The organism is Nonomuraea maritima (genome assembly GCF_900100395.1).
Lineage (GTDB): Bacteria > Actinomycetota > Actinomycetes > Streptosporangiales > Streptosporangiaceae > Nonomuraea > Nonomuraea maritima.
This window is the reverse complement of the sequence record NZ_FNFB01000005.1, coordinates 238,210-258,559: the sequence shown is the minus strand read 5'-3', so window position 1 is coordinate 258,559 and position 20,350 is coordinate 238,210. Positions and strand designations below refer to the sequence as shown.

At 70.2% G+C, this 20,350-nt stretch carries 24 protein-coding genes; 10 read left to right on the top strand and 14 right to left on the bottom strand.

Features of this window, described 5'->3' with window-relative positions; genetic code table 11:
* Position 1 precedes the first annotated feature (1 nt).
* The gene (locus BLR04_RS11935) at positions 2-940 is read right to left on the bottom strand and encodes a tetratricopeptide repeat protein (RefSeq protein WP_090762734.1); all 939 of its coding nucleotides are present in this window, start codon (positions 938-940) and stop codon (positions 2-4) included.
* Positions 924-1,475: a MarR family winged helix-turn-helix transcriptional regulator gene (locus BLR04_RS11930; RefSeq protein WP_245740191.1), complete on the bottom strand. Its 552-nt coding sequence runs from the start codon at positions 1,473-1,475 to the stop codon at positions 924-926. Before BLR04_RS11930 ends, BLR04_RS11935 begins: the two co-directional genes overlap by 17 nt.
* A 233-nt stretch (positions 1,476-1,708) precedes the next feature.
* Between BLR04_RS11930 and BLR04_RS40565 the strand changes: the two genes are divergently transcribed.
* From BLR04_RS40565 to BLR04_RS40560, 3 genes are all read left to right on the top strand, one after another.
* Entirely contained in the window at positions 1,709-3,535 is a 1,827-nt protein-coding gene (locus BLR04_RS40565) for a hypothetical protein (protein ID WP_090762730.1), read from the top strand.
* Between the two features lie 28 nt (positions 3,536-3,563).
* The gene (locus tag BLR04_RS11920) at positions 3,564-4,235 is read left to right on the top strand and encodes a DUF4230 domain-containing protein (protein WP_090762728.1); all 672 of its coding nucleotides are present in this window, start codon (positions 3,564-3,566) and stop codon (positions 4,233-4,235) included.
* A 155-nt stretch (positions 4,236-4,390) separates the two neighbouring features.
* Entirely contained in the window at positions 4,391-4,537 is a 147-nt protein-coding gene (locus BLR04_RS40560) for a hypothetical protein (protein WP_176903039.1), read from the top strand.
* A 170-nt stretch (positions 4,538-4,707) separates the two neighbouring features.
* Here the strand turns inward: BLR04_RS40560 and BLR04_RS11915 are convergent, their stop codons facing one another.
* Entirely contained in the window at positions 4,708-5,895 is a 1,188-nt protein-coding gene (locus BLR04_RS11915; RefSeq protein WP_090762726.1) for an acetyl-CoA C-acetyltransferase, read from the bottom strand.
* A gap of 85 nt (positions 5,896-5,980) precedes the next feature.
* Between BLR04_RS11915 and mce the strand changes: the two genes are divergently transcribed.
* From mce to BLR04_RS11900, 3 genes are all read left to right on the top strand, one after another.
* Entirely contained in the window at positions 5,981-6,430 is a 450-nt protein-coding gene (mce, locus tag BLR04_RS11910; RefSeq protein ID WP_090762724.1) for a methylmalonyl-CoA epimerase, read from the top strand.
* Positions 6,431-6,597: 167 nt separating this feature from the next.
* Complete coding sequence (locus BLR04_RS11905; RefSeq protein ID WP_090762723.1) at positions 6,598-7,899, top strand: DivIVA domain-containing protein; 1,302 nt, start codon at positions 6,598-6,600, stop codon at positions 7,897-7,899.
* Positions 7,900-8,038: 139 nt separating this feature from the next.
* Positions 8,039-9,199 (top strand): AI-2E family transporter, encoded by a 1,161-nt coding sequence (locus BLR04_RS11900; RefSeq protein ID WP_245740190.1) that lies wholly within the window; start codon positions 8,039-8,041, stop codon positions 9,197-9,199.
* A 9-nt stretch (positions 9,200-9,208) separates the two neighbouring features.
* Here the strand turns inward: BLR04_RS11900 and BLR04_RS11895 are convergent, their stop codons facing one another.
* The 5 genes from BLR04_RS11895 to BLR04_RS11875 all read right to left on the bottom strand — a co-directional run bounded on the left by BLR04_RS11895 (position 9,209) and on the right by BLR04_RS11875 (position 12,127).
* On the bottom strand, positions 9,209-9,991 hold the full coding sequence (locus BLR04_RS11895; RefSeq protein WP_090763029.1) for an alpha/beta fold hydrolase: 783 nt from the start codon (positions 9,989-9,991) through the stop codon (positions 9,209-9,211).
* Between the two features lie 126 nt (positions 9,992-10,117).
* Entirely contained in the window at positions 10,118-10,864 is a 747-nt protein-coding gene (locus BLR04_RS11890) for an SDR family NAD(P)-dependent oxidoreductase (protein ID WP_090762719.1), read from the bottom strand.
* A gap of 44 nt (positions 10,865-10,908) precedes the next feature.
* Positions 10,909-11,616 carry an alpha/beta hydrolase gene (locus BLR04_RS11885; RefSeq protein WP_090762717.1) on the bottom strand — a complete coding sequence of 236 codons (708 nt, stop codon included), beginning with the start codon at positions 11,614-11,616 and terminating at the stop codon, positions 10,909-10,911.
* Positions 11,617-11,627: 11 nt separating this feature from the next.
* The gene (locus tag BLR04_RS11880; protein WP_090762715.1) at positions 11,628-11,918 is read right to left on the bottom strand and encodes an ATP/GTP-binding protein; all 291 of its coding nucleotides are present in this window, start codon (positions 11,916-11,918) and stop codon (positions 11,628-11,630) included.
* Positions 11,915-12,127: a hypothetical protein gene (locus tag BLR04_RS11875; RefSeq protein WP_090762713.1), complete on the bottom strand. Its 213-nt coding sequence runs from the start codon at positions 12,125-12,127 to the stop codon at positions 11,915-11,917. The genes BLR04_RS11880 and BLR04_RS11875 overlap by 4 nt, the downstream gene beginning before the upstream one ends.
* 36 nt (positions 12,128-12,163) lie before the next feature.
* Here BLR04_RS11875 and nucS point away from each other — a divergent pair, with 36 nt between their 5' ends.
* The 3 genes from nucS (at position 12,164) to BLR04_RS11860 (ending at position 15,148) form a co-directional block, all read left to right on the top strand.
* Positions 12,164-12,826, top strand: coding sequence for an endonuclease NucS (gene nucS, locus BLR04_RS11870; protein WP_090762710.1), 663 nt, complete (start codon positions 12,164-12,166; stop codon positions 12,824-12,826).
* 163 nt (positions 12,827-12,989) lie between these two features.
* Positions 12,990-14,462: an aldehyde dehydrogenase family protein gene (locus BLR04_RS11865; RefSeq protein ID WP_090762708.1), complete on the top strand. Its 1,473-nt coding sequence runs from the start codon at positions 12,990-12,992 to the stop codon at positions 14,460-14,462.
* A gap of 74 nt (positions 14,463-14,536) precedes the next feature.
* Positions 14,537-15,148 (top strand): TetR/AcrR family transcriptional regulator, encoded by a 612-nt coding sequence (locus BLR04_RS11860; protein WP_245740189.1) that lies wholly within the window; start codon positions 14,537-14,539, stop codon positions 15,146-15,148.
* A 116-nt stretch (positions 15,149-15,264) separates the two neighbouring features.
* Here BLR04_RS11860 and BLR04_RS11855 read toward each other — a convergent pair whose 3' ends face one another.
* From BLR04_RS11855 to BLR04_RS11840, 4 genes are all read right to left on the bottom strand, one after another.
* Positions 15,265-15,582, bottom strand: coding sequence for an STAS domain-containing protein (locus BLR04_RS11855; protein ID WP_090763026.1), 318 nt, complete (start codon positions 15,580-15,582; stop codon positions 15,265-15,267).
* A gap of 68 nt (positions 15,583-15,650) precedes the next feature.
* On the bottom strand, positions 15,651-16,817 hold the full coding sequence (locus BLR04_RS11850; protein WP_143022018.1) for a sensor histidine kinase: 1,167 nt from the start codon (positions 16,815-16,817) through the stop codon (positions 15,651-15,653).
* Between the two features lie 4 nt (positions 16,818-16,821).
* Positions 16,822-17,928 (bottom strand): ABC transporter permease, encoded by a 1,107-nt coding sequence (locus BLR04_RS11845; RefSeq protein ID WP_090762702.1) that lies wholly within the window; start codon positions 17,926-17,928, stop codon positions 16,822-16,824.
* Positions 17,925-18,821, bottom strand: a complete 897-nt coding sequence (locus BLR04_RS11840; RefSeq protein WP_090762700.1) for an ABC transporter ATP-binding protein — start codon at positions 18,819-18,821, stop codon at positions 17,925-17,927. Before BLR04_RS11840 ends, BLR04_RS11845 begins: the two co-directional genes overlap by 4 nt.
* Before the next feature lie 127 nt (positions 18,822-18,948).
* Here BLR04_RS11840 and BLR04_RS11835 point away from each other — a divergent pair, with 127 nt between their 5' ends.
* Entirely contained in the window at positions 18,949-19,539 is a 591-nt protein-coding gene (locus BLR04_RS11835; protein ID WP_090762698.1) for a cob(I)yrinic acid a,c-diamide adenosyltransferase, read from the top strand.
* Here the strand turns inward: BLR04_RS11835 and BLR04_RS11830 are convergent.
* Both BLR04_RS11830 and BLR04_RS11825 read right to left on the bottom strand, forming a co-directional pair.
* Positions 19,536-19,892, bottom strand: a complete 357-nt coding sequence (locus tag BLR04_RS11830) for a DUF2550 domain-containing protein (protein ID WP_281191409.1) — start codon at positions 19,890-19,892, stop codon at positions 19,536-19,538. The two genes, BLR04_RS11835 and BLR04_RS11830, sit on opposite strands and share 4 nt — an antisense overlap.
* A gap of 53 nt (positions 19,893-19,945) precedes the next feature.
* Positions 19,946-20,347 (bottom strand): F0F1 ATP synthase subunit epsilon, encoded by a 402-nt coding sequence (locus BLR04_RS11825; protein ID WP_090762694.1) that lies wholly within the window; start codon positions 20,345-20,347, stop codon positions 19,946-19,948.
* Positions 20,348-20,350 lie beyond the last annotated feature (3 nt).

The following is a 20,350-nucleotide window of genomic DNA, read 5'->3' as shown; positions in this document are numbered from 1 at the left end:
ATTAGAACAGGGCGCTCGCCAAAGCTCTACGTGCCTTGACCAAGGATGGGTCTTCTGCCGGCAATGCGGCGAAAAGACCGAGCAGGTGGCGCCTGGCCCGGTCGCGCTCGTCGCCCGACGCGCGCTTGACCACGGCGATGACCCGCTCGAACGCCCGGTCGACGTCGCCGGACAGCATCTCGAGGTCTGCGGCGAGCAGCTGCGCGTCGATGTCGGACGCGTCCTGCGCCCTACGCTGCACGTCGGCGGGGTCGGCGTCGGCCGTGCGGCGCATGAGGTTGACGCCGGCCAGGCCCATCCGGGCGTCCTCGTCGCCAGGGACACGGGCCAGCAGCCGCTCGTAGGCCGCGGCCGCCGCGTCGAGGTCGCCGTCGTCGATGGCCTGCTCGGCGGCCAGCAGGTCGGGGTCGGCGGGCGGGCTCGCGGGGGCCTCCTGCTCTCCCTCCGCCGCCGGCGGGCGGGCGCCGGGGTTGGCCTGGTAGAACTGCTCGACCGCGCCCATCAGCTCGTCGAGCCAGCGGCGCACCTCCTGCTCGGGCAGCACCTGCTGGAAGCCGGTGACGGCCTGCCCCTGGAAGATCGCCAGCACGGTGGGCACGGCCTGCACGCGCAGCGCCTGGGCGATCTGCGGGCTGCCGTCGACGTTGACCCTGGCCAACACGGCCCTGCCGCCCAGGTCGCCGACGACCTTCTCCAGCACCGGGCTGAGCTGGACGCTGCCCGGGGACCGGGGCGACCAGAGGTCGAGGACGACGGGCACGGTCATGGACCGGTCGATGACATCGGCCGTGAAGGTCTCTTCTGTCACCTCGACGATCGAGGCCGACGAGGCCGCCTGGGGACCTGCCGCTTCCCGCCGGGCCTGAGCTTCCAGTGCCTGCTTGCGCGCGCCCAGATCGATCGCTCCGTAGAGCGACCCGGGCCTAGAGAAGTCCGCCATGCCCTTCATCTTGCCGCATGGCAGGGGCGGAGAAGTCACCCGCCGCCACCCGTAGCGTGCGCAGCTGGTCGAACATCTGGTGGAGTTCGTCCTCGGCGTACATGGACAGCCCGAAATCGGCCGCCATCAGGTCGGCCGTGGCGCGGCGCACCACGTCGCGGCCGGTCTCGGTGATCTCGGCGAGGACGCCGCGGCCGTCGCGCGGGTTGGGCAGCCGTCGGACGAACCCGGACCTTTCCAGCCTGTCCACCGTGTTCGTGACGCTCGTCGGGTGGACCATGAGCCGTTCACCGATCTTCGACAGCGGCAGCGCGCCGTTCTTGCTGAACGTGAGCAGCACCAGCGCCTCGTACCGGGCGAAGGTCAGGTCGTACGACTTCAGGAGTGAGTCAAGTTGCGACAGCAGTATCTGGTGCGCTCTCATGATCGAGGTAACGGCGGCCATGGCGGACGACGCCCCGAAGTGGGTACGCCAGCTTTCCGCGGCGCGGTCGATCGGGTCGAACGGCAGGTTGAGAGGCTTCTGCGGCGGCACAGCGCTACGGTAGCGCGCGCCGGTCGTCCCGGTTCGCCTGGCTACTCTGCGCGACAGACTTCCTCGGCTGACCAAGAATACGGACATCAATCATCACGCTCAGTTATGGTTCTCGTACGTATGGTGACGCGGACGCCAAGTCCTGTGGCTGTGGGGACCGGCCAGAAAGGACTCTTCGCTTCCGCCTTGCCGAGGGGCACGGGGGTGCTTGATGAACTTCAACGGGGAAAAGAGTGCGTGAGCACGCGGGCGTTTCACGAGAGGAGCTGAAGCACAGCGCGGCCGTCACAGTGGCCGTGCTGCTCGCTGTCGGCTTGGTCGCGGCGTGGAACGTCCTGATACCGGGCGTCGACGCCTGGGAGAACATCGTGGCCGCGGTCATCGGCTCGCTCCGGCTGACCGGGCCCGTGGCCGCCGCCTTCGCCGCCTGGGTGGCGTTGCGCAAGCGCCGTGCGCTGCGCGGGCGGTCGCTCACGACGTGGCGGGCGCTCAAGGCGCCGCTCGCGATCGTGATGGTGGTGCTGGGGTCGTTCGCCGCCACCGTGCTGGTGCTGGCGGTCAAGACGGTGCTCACCGACCAGGCGGGGCGCCTGAGCGTCTCGGCCCTGGGCATGGGCATGGCCGGTCTCGCCCTCTACTCGGTGATCGGGTGGGTGGCCGGCTGGGTGGCCCCCAGGCCGTACACGCCGCCGATCGCCGGGCTGGGCTGCTACGTGGTGTTCTCGTGGCTGGCCGACGACCGCGGGTGGGCCGACAAGCTCGCGCCAGGCACGGGCGAGCCGTACGACCTGTTCCAGGGTCTGGCCGGCACGCCGTTCTTCGACCAGACGATCTGGCTGCTCGGCATCTCGGCGGCGCTGCTGCTCGGCTGGGCGGCGCTGGTCACCCGGCAGGCTCTCGTACTGGCGTGCGCGCTGCTCGGCGTCCTGTGCGCCGGCATGGGCGTCACACGGGTGCTCGCCGCGCCGCGGCCGGCCGCCGCCACCGACATCTCCCACAGCTGCCATGAGTGGCCGATCACGGTGTGCGTCCATCCCGGGATGCGGGCAGGGCTGACCGAGCTCGGGGCGGCGTTCACCCAGATCGCCTCCCGGCTGGCCGGCACGCCGGCCGAGTTCACGCTGGTGGAGCAGCGTCCGTTGGACGAGCAGCTGAGGCCACGCTACGGGCTGGCCCCGGTGCACATCCCCGACCTGTCGGCCGGGTTCGCCGACGAGGCGGCGTATGAGTACATCGAGTCGCTCGCCCCTCCGTGCCACGGCACGGTCGCCGAGGGCTACCGGCAGATCGTGGTGGCCTGGCTGCGCGGTGAGCCGCTGCCTGGCGCGCCGCTGCCCGAGCACCAGTACGCGACCGCGTGGTTCTCCTCGCTCAGCGAACACCAGCGGCGCGAGTGGCTGCGCATGTTCTACAGCGACTTCCAGGGCTGCCGGCTGTCGAGCAGCCACTTCGGCGGTGGGCCCGGTCACGTGCAGGTGGCGCCCCCGGTCGCGCGCCCGACTCCCGGCACGACGCAGGTCTACCCGGTCTACCCCGAGCCGACCGGCACGCCGTCGGCCGTTCCGACCCCGACCGCCCCGGCCGCGCCCGCAGCTCCCACCGGGCCCACCATGCCCACGGTGCCCACCGTGCCCACCGCGCCGGCGACCCCTGACCACACCGCCGCTCCCGACGTCACGGAGAGTCCGGACGACACCCCGCGCACGCACGAGCCCGGCGATCACCCCAAGATCTCCGCGACCGGTCAGGCGCCGACCGCTCCCCCTGTCGCCTGGGACCGCGACACGTCCGGCGGCAACTGGCCGGTGATGGAGGTCGCGTCCCAGCCGGCGCCGCGCATCCCGGGGCGTGGCTACTCGGCCCACGCGCCGGCGCACGAGCCGCAGCGGCCGCAGCCGGGCGCGGCGCGGGTCGCGTTCGTCCGCCCGCTCGAGCCCGACGGCGCCGCCGGGAGTCTCGTGGAAGGACGTCCCGAGGGCGGCTGCCAGGGCTGCGCGGACGGCCGGCCCCTGCTGGAGGCCGCACAGGTCTCGAAGATGTCACCGCTCGGCTGGCACTGATGATCATTCGCGGGGTAGTCATGCTCGCATGACGACTTCCCGTACGACGCCGCCCGTGGCCACGGCCGGGCGGCGGCGCAGGTGGCGATATGTGGCCGGGCTCCTCGTCCTCGCGATCCTGCTCGTGGTGGGCGGGCGCCTGGCGTGGTCCTGGCTCGACCCGCTCGGCGAGCGCACGGTCGACCGCAGCCAGCCGGTGCTGCTGCAGTCCATCAAGGACCTGAGCCGGTTCGAGGCCGCGACGGGCAACTTCCAGGTCGTGGTCGACCTGGAGAAGGACGCCACCTTCCTGCCCGACGCGATCAAGGGCAGCCGGACGCTCTTCGTCGGGGCAGGCGGGGTGGACGCCTACGTCGACTTCGCGGGCATGGCGACCAACGGCGTGACGGTGTCGGACGACCGTACCGAGGCGACGATCCGCGTGCCACGCGCCCAGTTGGAGAAGCCCAACCTCGACAACAGCCGTTCGTACGTGTTCGCCCAGCAGCGCGGACTGATCGACCGGGTCCAGGGCTTCCTGTCGGGCTCGCCCGGCGACCAGCGGGAGCTCTACCTCCTGGCGGAGAAGAAGATCCTTGAGGCGGCCGTGGCGAGCGACCTGCGGGCCAGGGCCGACGCCAACACGAAGAGCATGCTGACGGGGATGCTGAAGTCGCTCGGTTTCACCAAGGTCACCGTGAAGCACGGCGACGAGCCGTGACCTTAGGCGGCCAGGTGATCGCCTAAGCATCCCTCCATCCGTCCTTATGTCGGGAGAGGTCAGGAGATAAGGCATACGCCCGATGTGCCGCCGGGGGCCTTAGGACGAGTCTTGAGAGTGCCAGCAGAACGCACATCAAGGGAGTCATCACCGGCATGAACGCCGAACTCGACTACACGATCATGCAGCACCACGCGGCCGAGCTCCGGCAGGCGGCCGCCGAACACCGGCGCGTGACGCAGGCGCGCACGGAGCGGCCCGCCGAGCGCCGCTCGGTCTTCGCCCGCTTCCTCGTCCCATGACCCTCCACAAGCAGCCCGGCCGCCGCCTCCCTCGCGGCCGGGCTGAACAACCCCCGTAAGGGGCGGTGCGAAGGGTCCGGATCCTGGCCGGGCCACGAGCGCGACACGGCGATGCCCCGGCTTTCCGTTACTGGACGGAAAGCCGGGGCATCGCCATGTGGTCCGGAGAGTCAGGCCTTGGGGACAGTGACGAGGAGGGCGTCGCCCTGACCGCCGCCGCCGCACAGCCCGGCGGCGCCCAGCCCGCCGCCCCTGCGCTTCAGCTCGTGCGCCAGGGTGAGCACGATACGCGCGCCCGACGCGCCGATCGGGTGCCCGAGAGCGATGCCGCCGCCGTTGACGTTGACCTTGTCGAGCGGGAGGCCGAGCTCCTTGGCCGACTCCAGCACGACGCTCGCGAACGCCTCGTTGATCTCGACCAGGTCGAGGTCGTCGGCCGCGACGCCCTGCTTGGCCATGGCCTGCTTGATGGCGTTGGCCGGCTGCGAGTGCAGGGAGGCGTCGGGGCCGGCGACGTTGCCGTGCCGGCCGATCTCGGCCAGCCACTCGAGCCCGAGCTCCTCGGCCTTGGCCTTCGACATGACCACCACGGCGCAGGCCCCGTCGGAGATCTGCGAGGACGACCCGGCGGTGATGGTGCCGTCGGCGGCGAAGGCGGGGCGGAGCTTGGCGAGCGTCTCGACGCTGGTGTCGCCGCGTACGCCCTCGTCGTCCTTGACGACCAGGGGCTCGCCGCGGCGCTGCGGGATTTCCACCGGGACGATCTCGTCCTCGAAGACGCCGTTCTTGACGGCGGCGGCGGCGAGCTGGTGGGAGCGGGCCGAGAAGGCGTCCTGCTCCTCGCGACCGATGCCGCGCAGCGCGTTGTGGTGCTCGGTCGACTCGCCCATCGCGCACTGGTCGAACGCGCAGAACAGGCCGTCGTGGGCCATCGAGTCGACCACCTCGGAGCCGCCGAACTTGACGCCCTTGCGCAGGCCGGGCAGCAGGTGGGGGGCGTTGGTCATCGACTCCATGCCGCCGGCCACCACGATGTCGAACTCGCCGGCCCTGATCAGCTGGTCGGCCAGGGCGATGGCGTCGAGGCCCGACAGGCACACCTTGTTGATCGTGATCGAGGGGACGGTCATCGGGATGCCGGCCTTGGTCGCGGCCTGACGCGACGGGATCTGGCCCGCGCCGGCCTGGAGGACCTGGCCCATGATGACGTACTGCACGGCCTCCGGTGCCACCCTCGCCCGCTCGAGGGCGGCCTTGATGGCGATGCCCCCGAGATCGACGGCCTGCAGGCCGGACAGGGCTCCTAGTAGCTTGCCGATGGGGGTGCGAGCTCCGGCGACGATGACGGAACTGGACATGACAACGGCCTCCTGTGCTCGCGCGTCGGGTCTTTGACACCATACCCACGGGTAGCACGTCGCTCGCCATGGAGGTAGGCCACACATGTTCATGCGGATCGACCACATCGGTATCGCCTGCCGCGACCTGGAGGAGAAGATCGAACTGTTCTCGCGGACGTTCGAGCTGACGGTGGTCGCGCGGGAGGTGAACGAGGAACAGGGCGTCAAGGAGGCCATGCTGCACATCGCCGACGGTGAAGGCGGGGGCTCCTACATTCAGTTGCTCGAGCCTCTCTCCGATGACTCACCTGTGGGAAAATTCCTCGCCAGGCGCGGTGAGGGGGTGCACCACGTGGCATTCGGCGTCCCCGACGTCGCCGACGCCATGCGGAAGGTGCAGGAGAAGGGCGTACGACTGCTGGACGAACGGCCCAGGCACGGGTCGATGGGGTCCGAAATCGCATTCATCCATCCGAAGGATGTGGGCGGAATGTTGACCGAGTTGGTTCAGGCCGCCACACCATCACAAAATGCAAAAAACGTTCATATGTAACTAGTCACGCAGAAAGGTGGACGGGGCTCCGCAGGTGGCACCAGCGGAGTACGCTGGGCCTTCCACCGGACAAGGAGCTCGCCGTCAGGCATGGGCTCCTGGCTCGGGTGCCCCGAACCCCCCGTCCGGCCCGTGTAGCCGTCTCGACAACCCAGGATCGAGCCTCCATGCAGTCCGACATCGACGCCCAGCTCAACAACTTCTTCGAGGACGCCCCAGCGCGCGAGTTCGACGTGGTGCTCCGTGGTTACGACCGGCACCAGGTCCACGACCATCTCAAGCAGATCGACGGCGAGCTGCGGCAGGCCCGCGAGCAGGTCGTCAGCCTCCAGCGCGACCTGTCCGACTCCCAGCGGCAGTTGCAGGAGCAGGAACGACCCACCTACTCGGGGCTCGGGGCCCGCATCGAGCAGCTGCTCCGCCTCGCCGAGGAGCAGGCGACCGAGCTCGTGCAGGCGGCCAGGTCCGAGGCCAACGAGATCAAGGCCGCGGCCAAGGTCGATGCCGCCGACATGCGCGCCGCCGCCGAGGCCGAGGCCGCCGAGAAGCGCGCCCAGGCCACTCGCGAGAGCGAGGAGATGCGCACGACGGCCGAGCGGGAGGCCGAGGACATCCGCTCGACGGCCCGCCGCGAGGCCGACGAGCTGACGCAGACCACCGAGCGCGAGGCCGCCAAGCTGCGCGCCACCGCCGACCACGAGGTCGCGGAGAAGCGCGCCGACGCCGAGCGTGAGATCGCCAAGCTGCGCACCACGACCGAGCGCGAGGTGGCCCAGCTGCGCGCCTCTACCAAGCGTGAGCGCGACGAGGTGCTGACCACCGCCAAGCGGCAGGCCGACGAGATGCGCGCGCAGGCTCAGCGGGTGCTCGAGGAGTCCGAGGCCAAGCGGGCGCAGGACGAGGCCGAGTTCGAGATCCAGCTCGCCTCCCGCCGCGAGGAGGCCGAGCGCCAGGAGGCCGAGCGCCACGCCACCGCGCAGGCCGCCACGCAGAAGCTGGTCGCCGAGGCCGAACAGCGGGCCGCCACCGCCGAGTCGCGGGCCACGAAGGCCACCCAGCAGGCCGACCAGACCCGCCGCGAGGCCGACCTGCACGCCAAGCAGCTCGTCGCCAACGCGCGCAAGAACTCCGAGACCATCGTGGCCGAGGCCAAGACCAACGCCGAGACGATCGTCACCGACGCGAAGAACGAGGCCGAGCGCACCCGTACGGCGATGCAGCGTCAGGTCGACGAGCTGACCCGCCAGCGCGACAGCATCACCAGCCACCTCGCCCAGCTGCGCCAGCTGCTCGGCGGGGCCGCCCTGCCCGGCATGGACCCGGAGCCCGCGGTCGCCGCGGCCCCGGCCAAGCCCGCGATCGCGGCGGCCGAGGCTCCGGCGGCCGTCCCGGCGGCGGCTCCGGCCGCGGCGCCGAAGCCCGAGGCCGCTGCCAAGTCCGACGATGACGCCGAGTGGTGGCAGGAGTAACGCGACGCCTCACCCGGGGCTGCTTGACGGCTGAGAGAGCCTGGCGATCACCCGATCGCTAGGCTCTCTTGTTGTCCGCCGGGCGCGTACCCGCAGGTGGTTCGTCCGGCATACCCTCCCGTACCCCCTGGAGAACCCCTTGTCCGCAGAAGCCGAACCTGCCGTGGTCGAGCCGGACGCCAGGCAGACGTCCCCCCAAGAAGCCGCCGCGGACGAACCCGCCGCCGGCCGGCCGGAGAACGGCGACGAGACGCAGCCGTACGGGCTGCCCGGCAAGCCACTCGCGCGCGGGCCGTTCCTGTTCGGCCTGGTCGGTGGGCTGGGCGTGCTCACGGCGATCGCGATCGCGCAGATGGTCATGCAGTCGCTGAGCACGATCATCCTGGTGGTCGTGGCGATGTTCCTCGCGGTCGGGCTCGATCCGGCGGTCGTCGCGCTGCAGCGCCGCGGGCTGGCCAGACGGGCCGCGATCTCCATCGTGTTCGCCGGGGTGATCGTCGCCTTCGCGCTGTTCGGGCTGGCCGTGGTGCCGCCGGTCAGCCAGCAGCTCACGGAGTTCGTCAACGCCGTGCCCGGTTACATCACCGAGCTGAGCAACAACGAGACGCTGCGCCAGCTCGACGCCGAGTACCAGATCCTCACCCAGGTCCGGACGTTCGTGACGAGCACCCTCGGCCCCTCACTGGCGAGCGGCATCATGGGAGCCGGGCTGGTGGTGCTGAACGGCGTGTTCACCACGGTGACGCTGCTGGTGCTCATGCTCTACTTCCTGGGCTCGCTGCACACCATCAAGGACTACCTGCTCAAGCTCGTCCCGGCCTCGCGCCGGCCCCGTACGCGGTCGATGGCCGAGCAGATCCTCACCGGCATCGGCGGCTACGTGGCGGGCAACGTGCTGATCTCGGTGATCGCGGGCGTGCTCACGTGGATCTTCCTGTCGATCGCCGACGTCCAGTACGCGCTGGCGCTCGCCCTGATCGTGGCCCTGACCGACCTGATCCCGCTGGTGGGCGCGACGATCGGAGCGGTGCTGGTGACCGGCGTGGCGCTGCTGCAGTCGCTGCCGGCCGGAATCGCGTGCGCGGTCTTCTTCGTCGTCTACCAGCAGGTCGAGAACTACGTCGTCTATCCGCGCGTGATGAAGCACTCGGTGGACGTGACGCCCGCCGTGACGGTGATCGCGGCGCTGTTCGGCGGCGCGCTGCTCGGCATCGTGGGCGCCCTGCTGGCGATCCCGGTGGCGGCCGCGATCTCGCTGGTCATCCGCGAGATCGTGTTCCCCCACCAGGATCAGGCGTGACCTGCCGGGTCAGGAGCGTGCGCCCAGCTCGGTGCGGAGGAACTCGGCGAGCGCGGCGTTGAACGCCTCCGGCTGCTCGACGGCGCTCAGGTGTCCGGCCTTGGGGATGACCTCCAGCTTGGCGTCGGGCACCGCCTGTGCCATCGCCTCGGCGTCGGAGACCGGTGACAGTTCGTCCTCCTCCCCCACGACGACGAGCAGCGGCACCTTGAGCGCGCGGAGCGTCTCGAACGAGTCGGGCCGCGCGGCCATGGCCCGCTGCGCCCAGGCGACGGCGCCCGGCGGGGCCGACTGCACGAGCCCCTTGACCCGGCCGAACACCATGGCCCGCCGTTCCCTGGTCGTCGGGCCGGTGAGCGCCGGGAGCACCTCGTCGACCAGGACGTCGCTGCCGTCGGACAGCACGGCCTGCGCGATCCGTTCCCTGTTGGCCTGTGCCGGGGGCGGGTCGGGGGTCGCCTTCGTGTCGGCCAGGATGACGCCGAGCACCCGGTCGGGGTGGCGGCGGCAGAAGGCCATGGTGACGTAACCGCCCATCGACAGCCCGCCGACCACCGCCTTGTCGATGCCCTCCGCGTCGAGCAGCTCGGCGACGTCGTCGGCCATCAGGTCGATCGACGGCTCGTCCTCGCCCAGCCGCGACCCGCCGAAGCCACGCAGGTCGGGCGTGATCACCCGGCAGGCTCGGGCCAGTCCTTCCCGCTGCGCCAGCCACATGGCCGACGACAGGGGAAACGCGTGAAGCAGCACAACCGGGACGCCGGTCCCGGCAGATCTCGTGTAGAGCTGCACGGACCACACGGTAACCCGGTTCACGGCGACAATCACTCCATGGCCGGTGCCTGTTACCCCTTCGGCAGCCTCAGCCACGCCGACAAAGCGACAGTCGGCTCGCTTCCGCCGCAAAAGCGACAGCGCTCAGATCGCGGTGGCGCCTCCGTCGACGAACAGCACCTGACCCGTCATGTACGCCGAGGCGGGGCTCGCCAGGAACACGGCCGGCTGCGCCATCTCCTCCACGGTGCCCCAGCGTCGCATGGGCACCGTGGCGACCGTGGCGGCGCCGCCGGACTCGTCGTCCCACAGGTCGCGGTTGATGTCGGTGGCCGTCCAGCCGGGACACAGGGCGTTGACCCGTACGCCCGACGCCGCCCACTCCACGGCCAGCGTCTTGGTCAGGGCCACCAGGCCGGCCTTCGCGGCCGCGTACGGCGCGAGCAGCGGCGCGCCCAGCGCGGCCACCGAGGCCACGTTGATCACCGCCCCCTCGCCGCGCCCGAGCAGGTGCGGGGCCACGGCGTGGCAGACGGCCATGGCGGAGTCGAGGTTGAGCCGCATGAGCTTGTCCCAGCCGGACAGCCGCAGATCCTTGAACTCGACCATGAAGTTGGCGCCACCGGCGTTGTTGACCACGATGTCGAGGTGACCCAGCCCGTCGATCGCGGCGGCCGCGGCCTCGCGGTCGGTGAGGTCGGCGGGGATCACCACGGCGCGCCGGCCGCGCGCCTCGATCTCCTTGGCGACCTGGCCGAGCGCCTCGGCCGAGCGCGCGACGAGCGCCACGTCGGCCCCGGCGTCGGCGTACGCGAGCGCGACCGCCCGCCCGATGCCCTTCGACGCCCCGGTGACCAGAGCCTGCTTCCCGCCGAGATCGAACGCGCCCATGCCGCCTCCTGTCGCCGCCACCTTGGCAGAACAAGATTCTATGATCAGGCGACCTCGGTGGGCAGCGGCCAGGCCGCCGGATTCACCCGCCTGACGATCTCGTCGAGCACGATCCGTACGTACGGCTCCCCGACCCACAGGTGCTTGGCGCCCTCGACCCCGATGACCTCGGCCTGCGGCACCCGCGCGAACCGCGCCCGAGCCTCCTCGGGCCGCAGGTAGTCGTCGAACTCGGGCACCAGCGCCACCAGCGGCCGACCGAACCGGGCCCAGGCGTCGAGGTCGTCGTCGGTCGCCCGGTGCAGCGGCGGCGACAGCAGGATCGCGCCCTCCACGAGCGGGTCGTGCGCCCACTTGAGCGTCAGCTCGGTGCCGAACGACCAGCCGACCACCCACACGCGCGGCAGGTCGTGGAACTCGGCGTACTCGAGGGCCGCGGCGACGTCGTACCGTTCGCCCTCTCCCCCGTCGAACGCGCCCTCGGACGTGCCCCGCTCGGAGGAGGTGCCGCGGGTGTTGAAGCGCAGGACGGCGAGGTCGGCGAGGGCCGGCAGGCGGTTGGCGGCCTTCTTGTAGACGTGGCTGTCCATGAACCCGCCGTGGGTGGGCAGCGGGTGCAGCGTCACCAGCGTGGCGACCGGGGGACGGTCGAGGGGCTGGGCCAGCTCACCCACCAGGGTCAGGCCGTCGGCCGTGTGCAGCTCGATCGGCTCGCGACGGGCGGGCAGCACGGTCGCCGCGCGAATCTCCACCTTCGATCCCTTCAGTAACGGCTGCGGCCGGGGCCGCGATCAAGTCTCTTACGCCAGCAGACGGGGTGCCAGTGGCGGCGTTCCTCGTCGCCGCCCGGCCAGTCCGGCCAGGCCACGAGGTGCGGTTGCCCGGCGCGGATCTCCTGGTCGCAGCCAGGGCACCGGTAGGTCTTCGTGGAGGAGGCGCCGGTGAGCGTCCGGACCTTCCAGTCGCCGTCGGGCCACTCCTCGACCTTGTCGCTGCTCGAGGAGAAGGCGAGGGGACGGGGGGAGTCCTTGCGGCGGGCGCGGCGCGGGCTCATGGGCGCAGCGACCTGGTGACGACGTGCGCGGGCCGCGCCGTCCCGCACAGAAATACCGAAATTTCCGGCCTGGTGCGGCCGCGCAGGTGGCCCGCGCCGACCGCACGCGCGGCCGGAGAGCCCGTGCCGGCCGCGACATCCATCACCCGCGCGAACGCCTCCGCCGCCCCGGCTCCCGTCGTGCCGAACCCCGCCCTTGCAAACGCCATGCCCACAGTTTTCCAGAACCGCTAAGGTAGACGCTCATGCGGCTGGTCATCGCGCGCTGCAGCGTGGATTACATCGGACGGCTCACGGCACATCTGCCGATGGCGCCGCGGCTCGTGCTCATCAAGGCCGACGGCAGTGTGAGCATTCACGCCGACGACCGCGCCTTCAAGCCGCTCAACTGGATGAACCCGCCGTGCAAGCTCAAGGAGGACGGCGGCACCTGGACGGTCACCCACGGCAAGACCGGCGAGAAGCTGGTCCTGACCATGGAGGAGATCCTCCACGACTCCAGCCACGAGCTCGGCGTCGACCCCGGCCTGATCAAGGACGGCGTCGAGGCCCACCTCCAGGAGCTGCTCGCCGAGCACATCACGACCCTCGGCGAGGGCTACTCCCTCATCCGCCGCGAGTACATGACGGCCATCGGCCCGGTCGACATCCTGTGCAGGGACGCGGGCGGGGCCACGGTCGCGGTCGAGATCAAGCGCCGCGGCGAGATCGACGGGGTCGAGCAGCTCACCCGCTACCTCGAGCTGCTCAACCGCGACCCGCTGCTCGCGCCGGTGCGCGGGGTCTTCGCCGCCCAGGAGATCAAGCCGCAGGCGCGCGTGCTCGCCGCCGACCGCGGCATCGCGTGCGTGACGCTCGACTACGACGCCCTGCGCGGCATCGAGCCCGAGAACCCCACCCTCTTCTAGCTCTTACGCTCCGCCAAGGCGAGCCACCCGCCGCACTCCGGCGGGCGGCCCTCCAGGGAAACGCCCGCTGACCCTTCAGTGGTGACCCGCCGCTACGGAGCGCCCTGTGGGCCCGCGATCCGCCGACCTGGTAAGCGTCTGATCACGCGTCTATCGTGACCGCATGACGACGCTGACGTTCGACTCCCTCAACCCGGCCACCGGTGAGGTGGTCGGCAGGCATCCGAAGCACACCGCGGCCGACGTCGACAAGGTCGTGGGGCGGGCCGAGGAGGCCGCTCGATGGTGGGCCGCGCTGTCCCCGGCCGAGCGCAGGCGGCGCCTGCTCGACTACAAGGCCGTGCTGACCCGGCACATGCGCGAGCTCGCCCGGCTGGTCCACGACGAGACCGGCAAGCCCGTGGCCGACGCCACGCTCGAGATCGTGCTGACCGTCACCCACCTCGACTGGGCCGCGCGCAACGCCCAGAAGGTGCTCGGGCGCCGCCGCGTGAACACCGGCCTGGTCGGTCTCAACCTGGTCGGCACGCTCGAATACCTGCCCCTCGGCGTCGTCGCCGTCATCGGCCCGTGGAACTACCCGGTGTTCACCCCCATGGGCTCCATCGCGTACGCGCTGGCCGCGGGCAACGCGGTGGTGTTCAAGCCGAGCGAGCTGACGCCGGGCGTCGGCGTGCGCCTCGCCGAGTTGTTCGCCGAGTCGGTCCCCGAGCACCCGGTGTTCCAGTGCCTGACGGGTCTCGGCGAGACGGGCGCGGCGCTGGTGGCCGACCCGAGGGTGGCGAAGGTGGCCTTCACCGGCTCGACCGCCACCGCCAGGCGCGTGATGGCGGCCTGCGCCGAGAACCTCACGCCCGTCGTGGCCGAGTGCGGCGGCAAGGACGCGTTCATCGTCGACGCCGACGCCGACATCGCGGCGGCGGCCGACGCGTGCCTGTGGGGTGCGCTGTCGAACGCCGGTCAGACGTGCGTGGGCGTCGAGCGGGTCTACGTGGTCGACGCCGTGCACGACGCGTTCGTCCGCGAGCTGTCGGCACGGGCCGCACGCGTCCGGGCGGGCGAGCACTACGGGCCGATCACCATGCCCGGCCAGGTCGAGGTCATCAGGCGGCACATCGACGACGCCGTCGCGACGGGCAAGGTCGTCACCGGAGGCCCCGGCGCGGTGCGGGCGCCCTACGTCGATCCGGTGATCGTGGAGGACGTGCCTGAAGACTCCCCGGCGGTGCGCGAGGAGACGTTCGGCCCGACCATCACCGTGCGCCGCACCCGCGACGTGCAGGAGGCGCTCGACCTGGCCAACGCCTCGGCGTACGGGCTGGGCGGCACGATCTTCAGCCGGAACACCCGCCGGGCCGCCGATCTCGCGCGCCGGATGCGCAGCGGCATGACGGCGATCAATTCGATCATCTCGTTCGCCGCCGTGCCGTCCCTGCCCTTCGGCGGGGTGGGCGACTCCGGATTCGGGCGCATCCACGGCGGGGACGGTCTTCGTGAGTTCGCCCGGCCCAAAGCCGTTTCCCGGCAGCGCTTCCCGATGCCCGGGATGAACATCACGTCGTTCGGAAGAGGCCCCGCAGACCTTGAGCGGCTGGTCAGGCTTGTCACGCTCATGCATGGAAGACGAAAAAGGTAATCTTCTTACCCTTTCCCTAATCGGATCATCCGTCCATAATTGTGTGCTCTGGGGGCCACGATGAAGTTGGACGGGTGAATGTGAACCGGTCTTACCGGGGAATGACAGCGGAACAAAGGCTCGCCGACCGACGCGAGCGGCTGATGACGGCCGCGTACACGCTATACGCGAAGCCGGGATTCACGTCGACGACGATCGAAAGGCTGTGTTCGGAGGCCAGGATCTCCAACCGCGCCTTCTACGAATGTTTCGGCGGACGCGAGGAGCTGCTCCAGGCGTTGCACGAGCGATGCGTGGACGAAAGCCTTGCTGCTGTTGCGCAAGCGTTGCAGGAGGCGCCGGACACGCTTGACGGCAAAGTCAAGGCAGGGATTCGCGCTTATATCGAATTCGCTACGGCCGACTGGCGGCGGGCGCGCATCATGCATGTCGAGGTCCGCCGGTCGGGCGAAGTCCTGACACTCTCCCGTCAGCGCGCGATCGAGGCGTTCGCCCGGCTCATCCAAGACGCCACCGCGGATTTCACGCAGAAGTCCCCCGTGGATCAACGGCTGCTGGCACTCGGTGTCATTGGTTCGTTACAGGAGTTGCTGATCGAATGGCTTCTCTCCGACGGCCGGCCGGACATCGAGGAACTCGCCGAGGTGGCGGTGCACATCTTCAACCGCTGCCTCGGCGACGACTGAACGTGATTCAATCGCTTTCACTCGCCATTCACTTCTCCGGCGGACCGCAATCCGCATTTTCGTCCAAGTAACGAAAAGAGCGGGCGACGGCTGATCGTCGCCCGCTCGATATGTCATCAGGCCACCGCGGCTGCGGGCGCCTCGACGTTCAGGACCCGATTCAGCCGGGTCACCGCGAACACCCGCATGATCCTCGGTGGCACCCCCCGGAGAACAAGGCGGCGTTGCACGCTCACCGCGCGCCGATGCGAACCCACGAGCACTCCCAGACCGGTGGCGTCGATCATCTCCAGTTTCGAAAGATCGAGGATCAGGTCGCCTTCACCGGCGTCGAGAGCTTTGTGCACCCGCTCACGTACCCCGGCAGACGTCCCGGCGTCGAGCCGGGCCCCGATCCGCACCACCTGGGCCTGCGGATTGCCCCTGACTCGCATGCCCACCTCCCCAGTCACGTACCCCGTGCATCGTGATTTCCGGCGCAAAAGCGCCCGTACTTCCTCACCTACCCAACCATCGGCAATGACACGACTGCCGTGAGCAGGAACTCACCACGGCCGGTCGGGCGGGCCTCCACCGTGCCGCCCACGGCGTCGAGCCGCTCCCGCATGCCGGCCAGACCGCTGCCGAGGTCGCCGGCCGCCTGGCGGGCCACGCCGTCGTTGCGTACCGACAGCTCGGCCTCCTGCTCGGTGAACCTGATCGTGATGTCGCAGAAGGTCGCGGCGCTGTGTTTCAGCACGTTCGTCACCGCCTCGCGGACCACGTACGCGAACACCGGGGCGACGCCGTCCGGCAGCGGATGGTACGGCAGGCGCAGCTCGCAGCGGACGCCGGCGGCCTCCAGCACTCCCTTGACGCTGCTCAGCTCGGCGGTCAGATCGAGCTCGCGATAGCCCCGCACGGCCTGTCGCAGCTCCTTCAGCGCCTTCCTGGTCAGGGTGTTGACCTCGGCCATCTCCGCCTTGGCCGCGCCCGCGTCCACGTCGGAGAGCCGGGTGGCCAGCTCGGTCTTGACCGCGATCGCCGAGAGCTGGTGCCCGACGAGGTCGTGCAGGTCGCGGGCGAACCGCAGCCGCTCCTCGGCCACCGACAGCCTGGCGTGCGCATCGCGGCCCGCGTGCGCCTCATCGGCGAGCTGCCAGATCCACACCCACAACCGCCCCGAGGGCGGCACGGTCGCGCACCAGACGGCATACATCACCACATAGAAGGCCATCGCCCCCCAGGAGCCTGATTCGGCGGCCATGAGGCTCGTCCCCAGCGCCACGGACAGGCCGGCCAGTCCGACGGCCGTCACGCCGGTGGCCGCCGCGATCAGGAACGCCGTACGCCTGGAGACGTGGATCGTGGCGAGCCCGAGCCAGGCCATGAGGGTGAAGCCCCAGCCCAACGGTTCGGCCCCACCCACCGCCGCCGCCACCACCGCGAGAACCGCCGCCACCGCCATCTGCCTGACGGGGTAGCGGCGGCCGAGCAGCTCGGTGACCAGGCCAACGGCGATCCAGGTGAGCCCGGCGGCCGCCATCGCTGCGAGTCCCGTGCTCCACCAGGAGAACCGGTCCGCGGCGACGGCGACGACGACGCCTATCGCGATGACCACCCACATCACCGGGAACCACAGGAGCAGCATGGTTCTGGTCAGGCGGCGTGCCCGCGCGAGCGACTCCACTGACTTACTTGGCGCGCAGGACGTCGGTGAGCTTGAGCCTGGCTCCCGTCCGCAGCACGGCCCTGGAGTAGACCTTGGCGCCGAGCGCCAGCACCGCGGACGCGGCCACCACCATGGCCACCATCGACAGGCCCACCTGCCACAGCGGCACCTCGGTGGCCGCCATGCGCACCGGCATGACCATGGACGAGAACGGCGGCACGTACGACAGCACCGTCGCCAGCAGACCCGTCGCGTTGTTGACGACGTAGAAGCTCACGAAGTACGTCACCATGATGGTCATGGTCAGCGGCGTCAGCACGGTGCTCACCTCCTCCTGGCGCGAGACCAGCGAGGCGAGCGCGGCCGACAGCGTCGCGAAGAAGACGTACCCCAGCACGAACCACACCAGCACGCCCACGACCAGGCCCGTCATGCCGGGCGGGAAGTCGGCGGACAGACCGGACACGCTGGTCGCGATCAGCCCGACCACCAGGATGGCGGTCATGTTGATCAGACCGACCACGCCGAGGCCGAAGATCTTGCCGGCGAGCAGCTGCCATGGCCGCACCGACGACAGCAGGATCTCCACGATCCGGCTCCCCTTCTCCTCGACCACGCCCATGGCGACCATCGTGATCTGCCCGATGATCAGCATGAAGAGCACGAGGACGAGCACCACGGCGATGCCCGCGCGCGCCCCCTCGTAGCGCGCGTCGGCGCCGACGGACTGGATCTGCAGCGGCGGGATGTTCACGCCCGCCTCTCCCAGCTTGACCTCACGGTGGACGCTCTGCAGGAGCACGCCGAGCTGGGAGTCGATCTCCCCGTCGGTGAGCACCCTCGCGTTGTCGACCAGTGCCGCGTCCACGTCGCCGGCCAGCACGGCCTGCTTGGCCGCCTCCTCGTCGGGGAACGTCCGCCACTCGAACTCCGCGTCAGGGGCCGCCCGCTCCAACGGCAGCTGCTGGGAGTTGACCGTGCCCAGCGTGTACGAGTCGCCACCCATGATCTTGGGGGCGTACGAGACCGCGGCCACCAACAGCACCGTCACCAGCAGGCCGATGACGAACGCCTTGGTCCGCAGCTGCGTGACGATCTCACGCCGCGCGATCAGCATCAGTCCGTTCACGCCACGGCCTCCTTGAAGATCTCGGTCAGGGACGGCTGCTCGGCCCCGAAGTACTCGACGTGGCCGGCCTTCATGGCGCGGCGCAGGATCTCCTGGTCGTCCGCGCCGGTGGTCGCCAGGATGTGGCGGTCGCCCTCGATGGTGACCGTGCCTGGCAGGCCGTCCGCCCACCCCGGCGTGGCGTCGCGGACGACGACGCGCAGCGTGCCGCTCTCGGCCGCGCGCAGCTCGCTCACCGTGCCGGTGGCGACCATGCGGCCGGCCGAGACGATGCCCACGGAGTCGCACAGCCGCTCGACGAGCTCTAACTGGTGGCTGGAGAAGATCACCGGCACGCCGCCCCTGCACCGCTCCTGCAACACCGCGGCCAGGGCGTCCACAGCGATCGGGTCGAGCCCGGAGAACGGCTCGTCCAGCACCAGCACCGCCGGGTCGTGCACGAGCGCCACGGCGAGCTGCACCCGCTGCTGGTTGCCGAGCGAGAGCGCCTGCACGGCGTCGTTCCTGCGCTCGCCCAGCCCGAGCCGCTCGATCAGGTCGGCGGCGGCCTTCTTGGCCTCCCCCGTGCCGAGCCCCTGGAGGCGGCCGAAGTACTCGATCTGCTCGGCGACCTTCATCTTCTGGTACAGGCCGCGCTCCTCCGGCATGTAGCCGAACCGCTTGCGGTCGTCGTAGCCGAGCGGCCTGCCCTGCCAGCGCACCTCGCCCGAGTCGGCCTGGAGCACGCCCATGACGATGCGCATCGTCGTCGTCTTGCCCGCGCCGTTCGCGCCTACGAACCCGTACATCTCGCCCGGCCGTACGGTGAAGCTGATCCCGTCCAGGGCGACCTTGCCCTCAGGGGCCTCCGGCCCGCCCGCGAAACGCTTACGCAGGTCGCTGATCTCGAGCATCAGGTCCTCTCCTCTCTCACGGGACAATCATGACTTTCACCGTGTACGCCGTGACAGTCGCCGAAATCACCGACGTCATATGGATCTCGCGTCCGATCGCGATGACATTTGTCATTACGCTGACCTCATGACGCGCCCCGACAAGGACAAACCGGTCGTTCTCTCGCACATCTACACCCGAGCCGGCGACGACGGCACGACCGCGCTGAGCGACATGAGCCGTACCTCGAAGACCGATTCACGGCTCGCGGCATACGCCGACGTGGAGGAGGCCAACGCCCACCTGGGCCTCGCCCTCTCGCACGGCACGCTCCCCGCCGACCTGACGCAGGTACTGAGGCTCGTCCAGAACGAGTTGTTCGACGTCGGCGCCGACCTGGCCACGCCGGTGACCGACAACCCGGAGTTTCCGCCGCTACGCGTCGAGCAGTCGTACATCGACCGGCTGGAGGAGCACTGCGACCGCTTCAACACTGACCTGAAGCCGCTGCGGAGCTTCATCCTTCCCGGCGGCGACCCCGCCACGGCCGCGCTGCACGTCGCGCGCGTCACCGTCCGCAGGGCCGAGCGGACGACCTGGTCGGCCCTTCAGACCCACGACGACATGAACCCGCTGACGGCGAAATACCTCAACCGCCTGTCGGACCTGTTGTTCATCGCCTGCCGCGTGGCGCACGCGGGCGAGGAGATCCTCTGGAAGCCCGGCGGCACCCGCTAGGCGACGTCGAGATAGGCGCTCGGCGGGGCCGACTCCAGCCACGCCAGGAAGCCGGTCATCGCGTCGGCGCTCATGGCGAGGGAGATGCCCCGCGTGCTGCCGTCGCAGTCGACCGCGTACAGCCCGCCCTCGATCTCACGACGAGGGGAAACGACAAGGCCGCGCCTCGCGATAGCGTGGCGCGGCCTCAGTCGCAGACCCATGAGCGGGATCCAGTGGAGTTCCCCGTCGGCGTAGCGGGCTACCCCGCTCTGCCATCCGCGGTCGTCCTCCCGCAGGCGACAGGGTACGCTGCCGCGCGAGCGGCCCAGCATCACCCCACGCAAAACCACGAGGGCGGCCAGCGCAACCACGAGAATCACAACCGTCGTCACCACTGCCGCCCCCCTGAGTTCGCTTGAAAGTATTAAACCTCTTCGCCCGCCGCACGCAGACGGGCCCTGGCCCGCTTGGCCTCGACGGCGGCGTCGGAGTCTTCCTGGTTGGCCTCGATCGACGCCTGGGCGCGGTCGAGAGCGTCCCGGGCAGCCGCGACGTCGACCTCCGAACCGAGCTCGGCGGCCTCGGCGAGCACGGACACCTCGTCGTCGGCCACGGAGATGAAGCCACCGTGCACCGCGGCGACGAGGTCGCTCTCGCCCTCCCGCTTCACGCGCAGCACTCCGCCCTCGACGAGGACACCGAGCACAGGGGCGTGTTGCGGCATGATACCGATCTCGCCGTCCACGGTCTTGGCAATCACCATGTCGGCCTCGCCCGACCAGATCTCACGCTCGGGTGAGACAACCCCTACGCGTAGCTTCGCCACTTG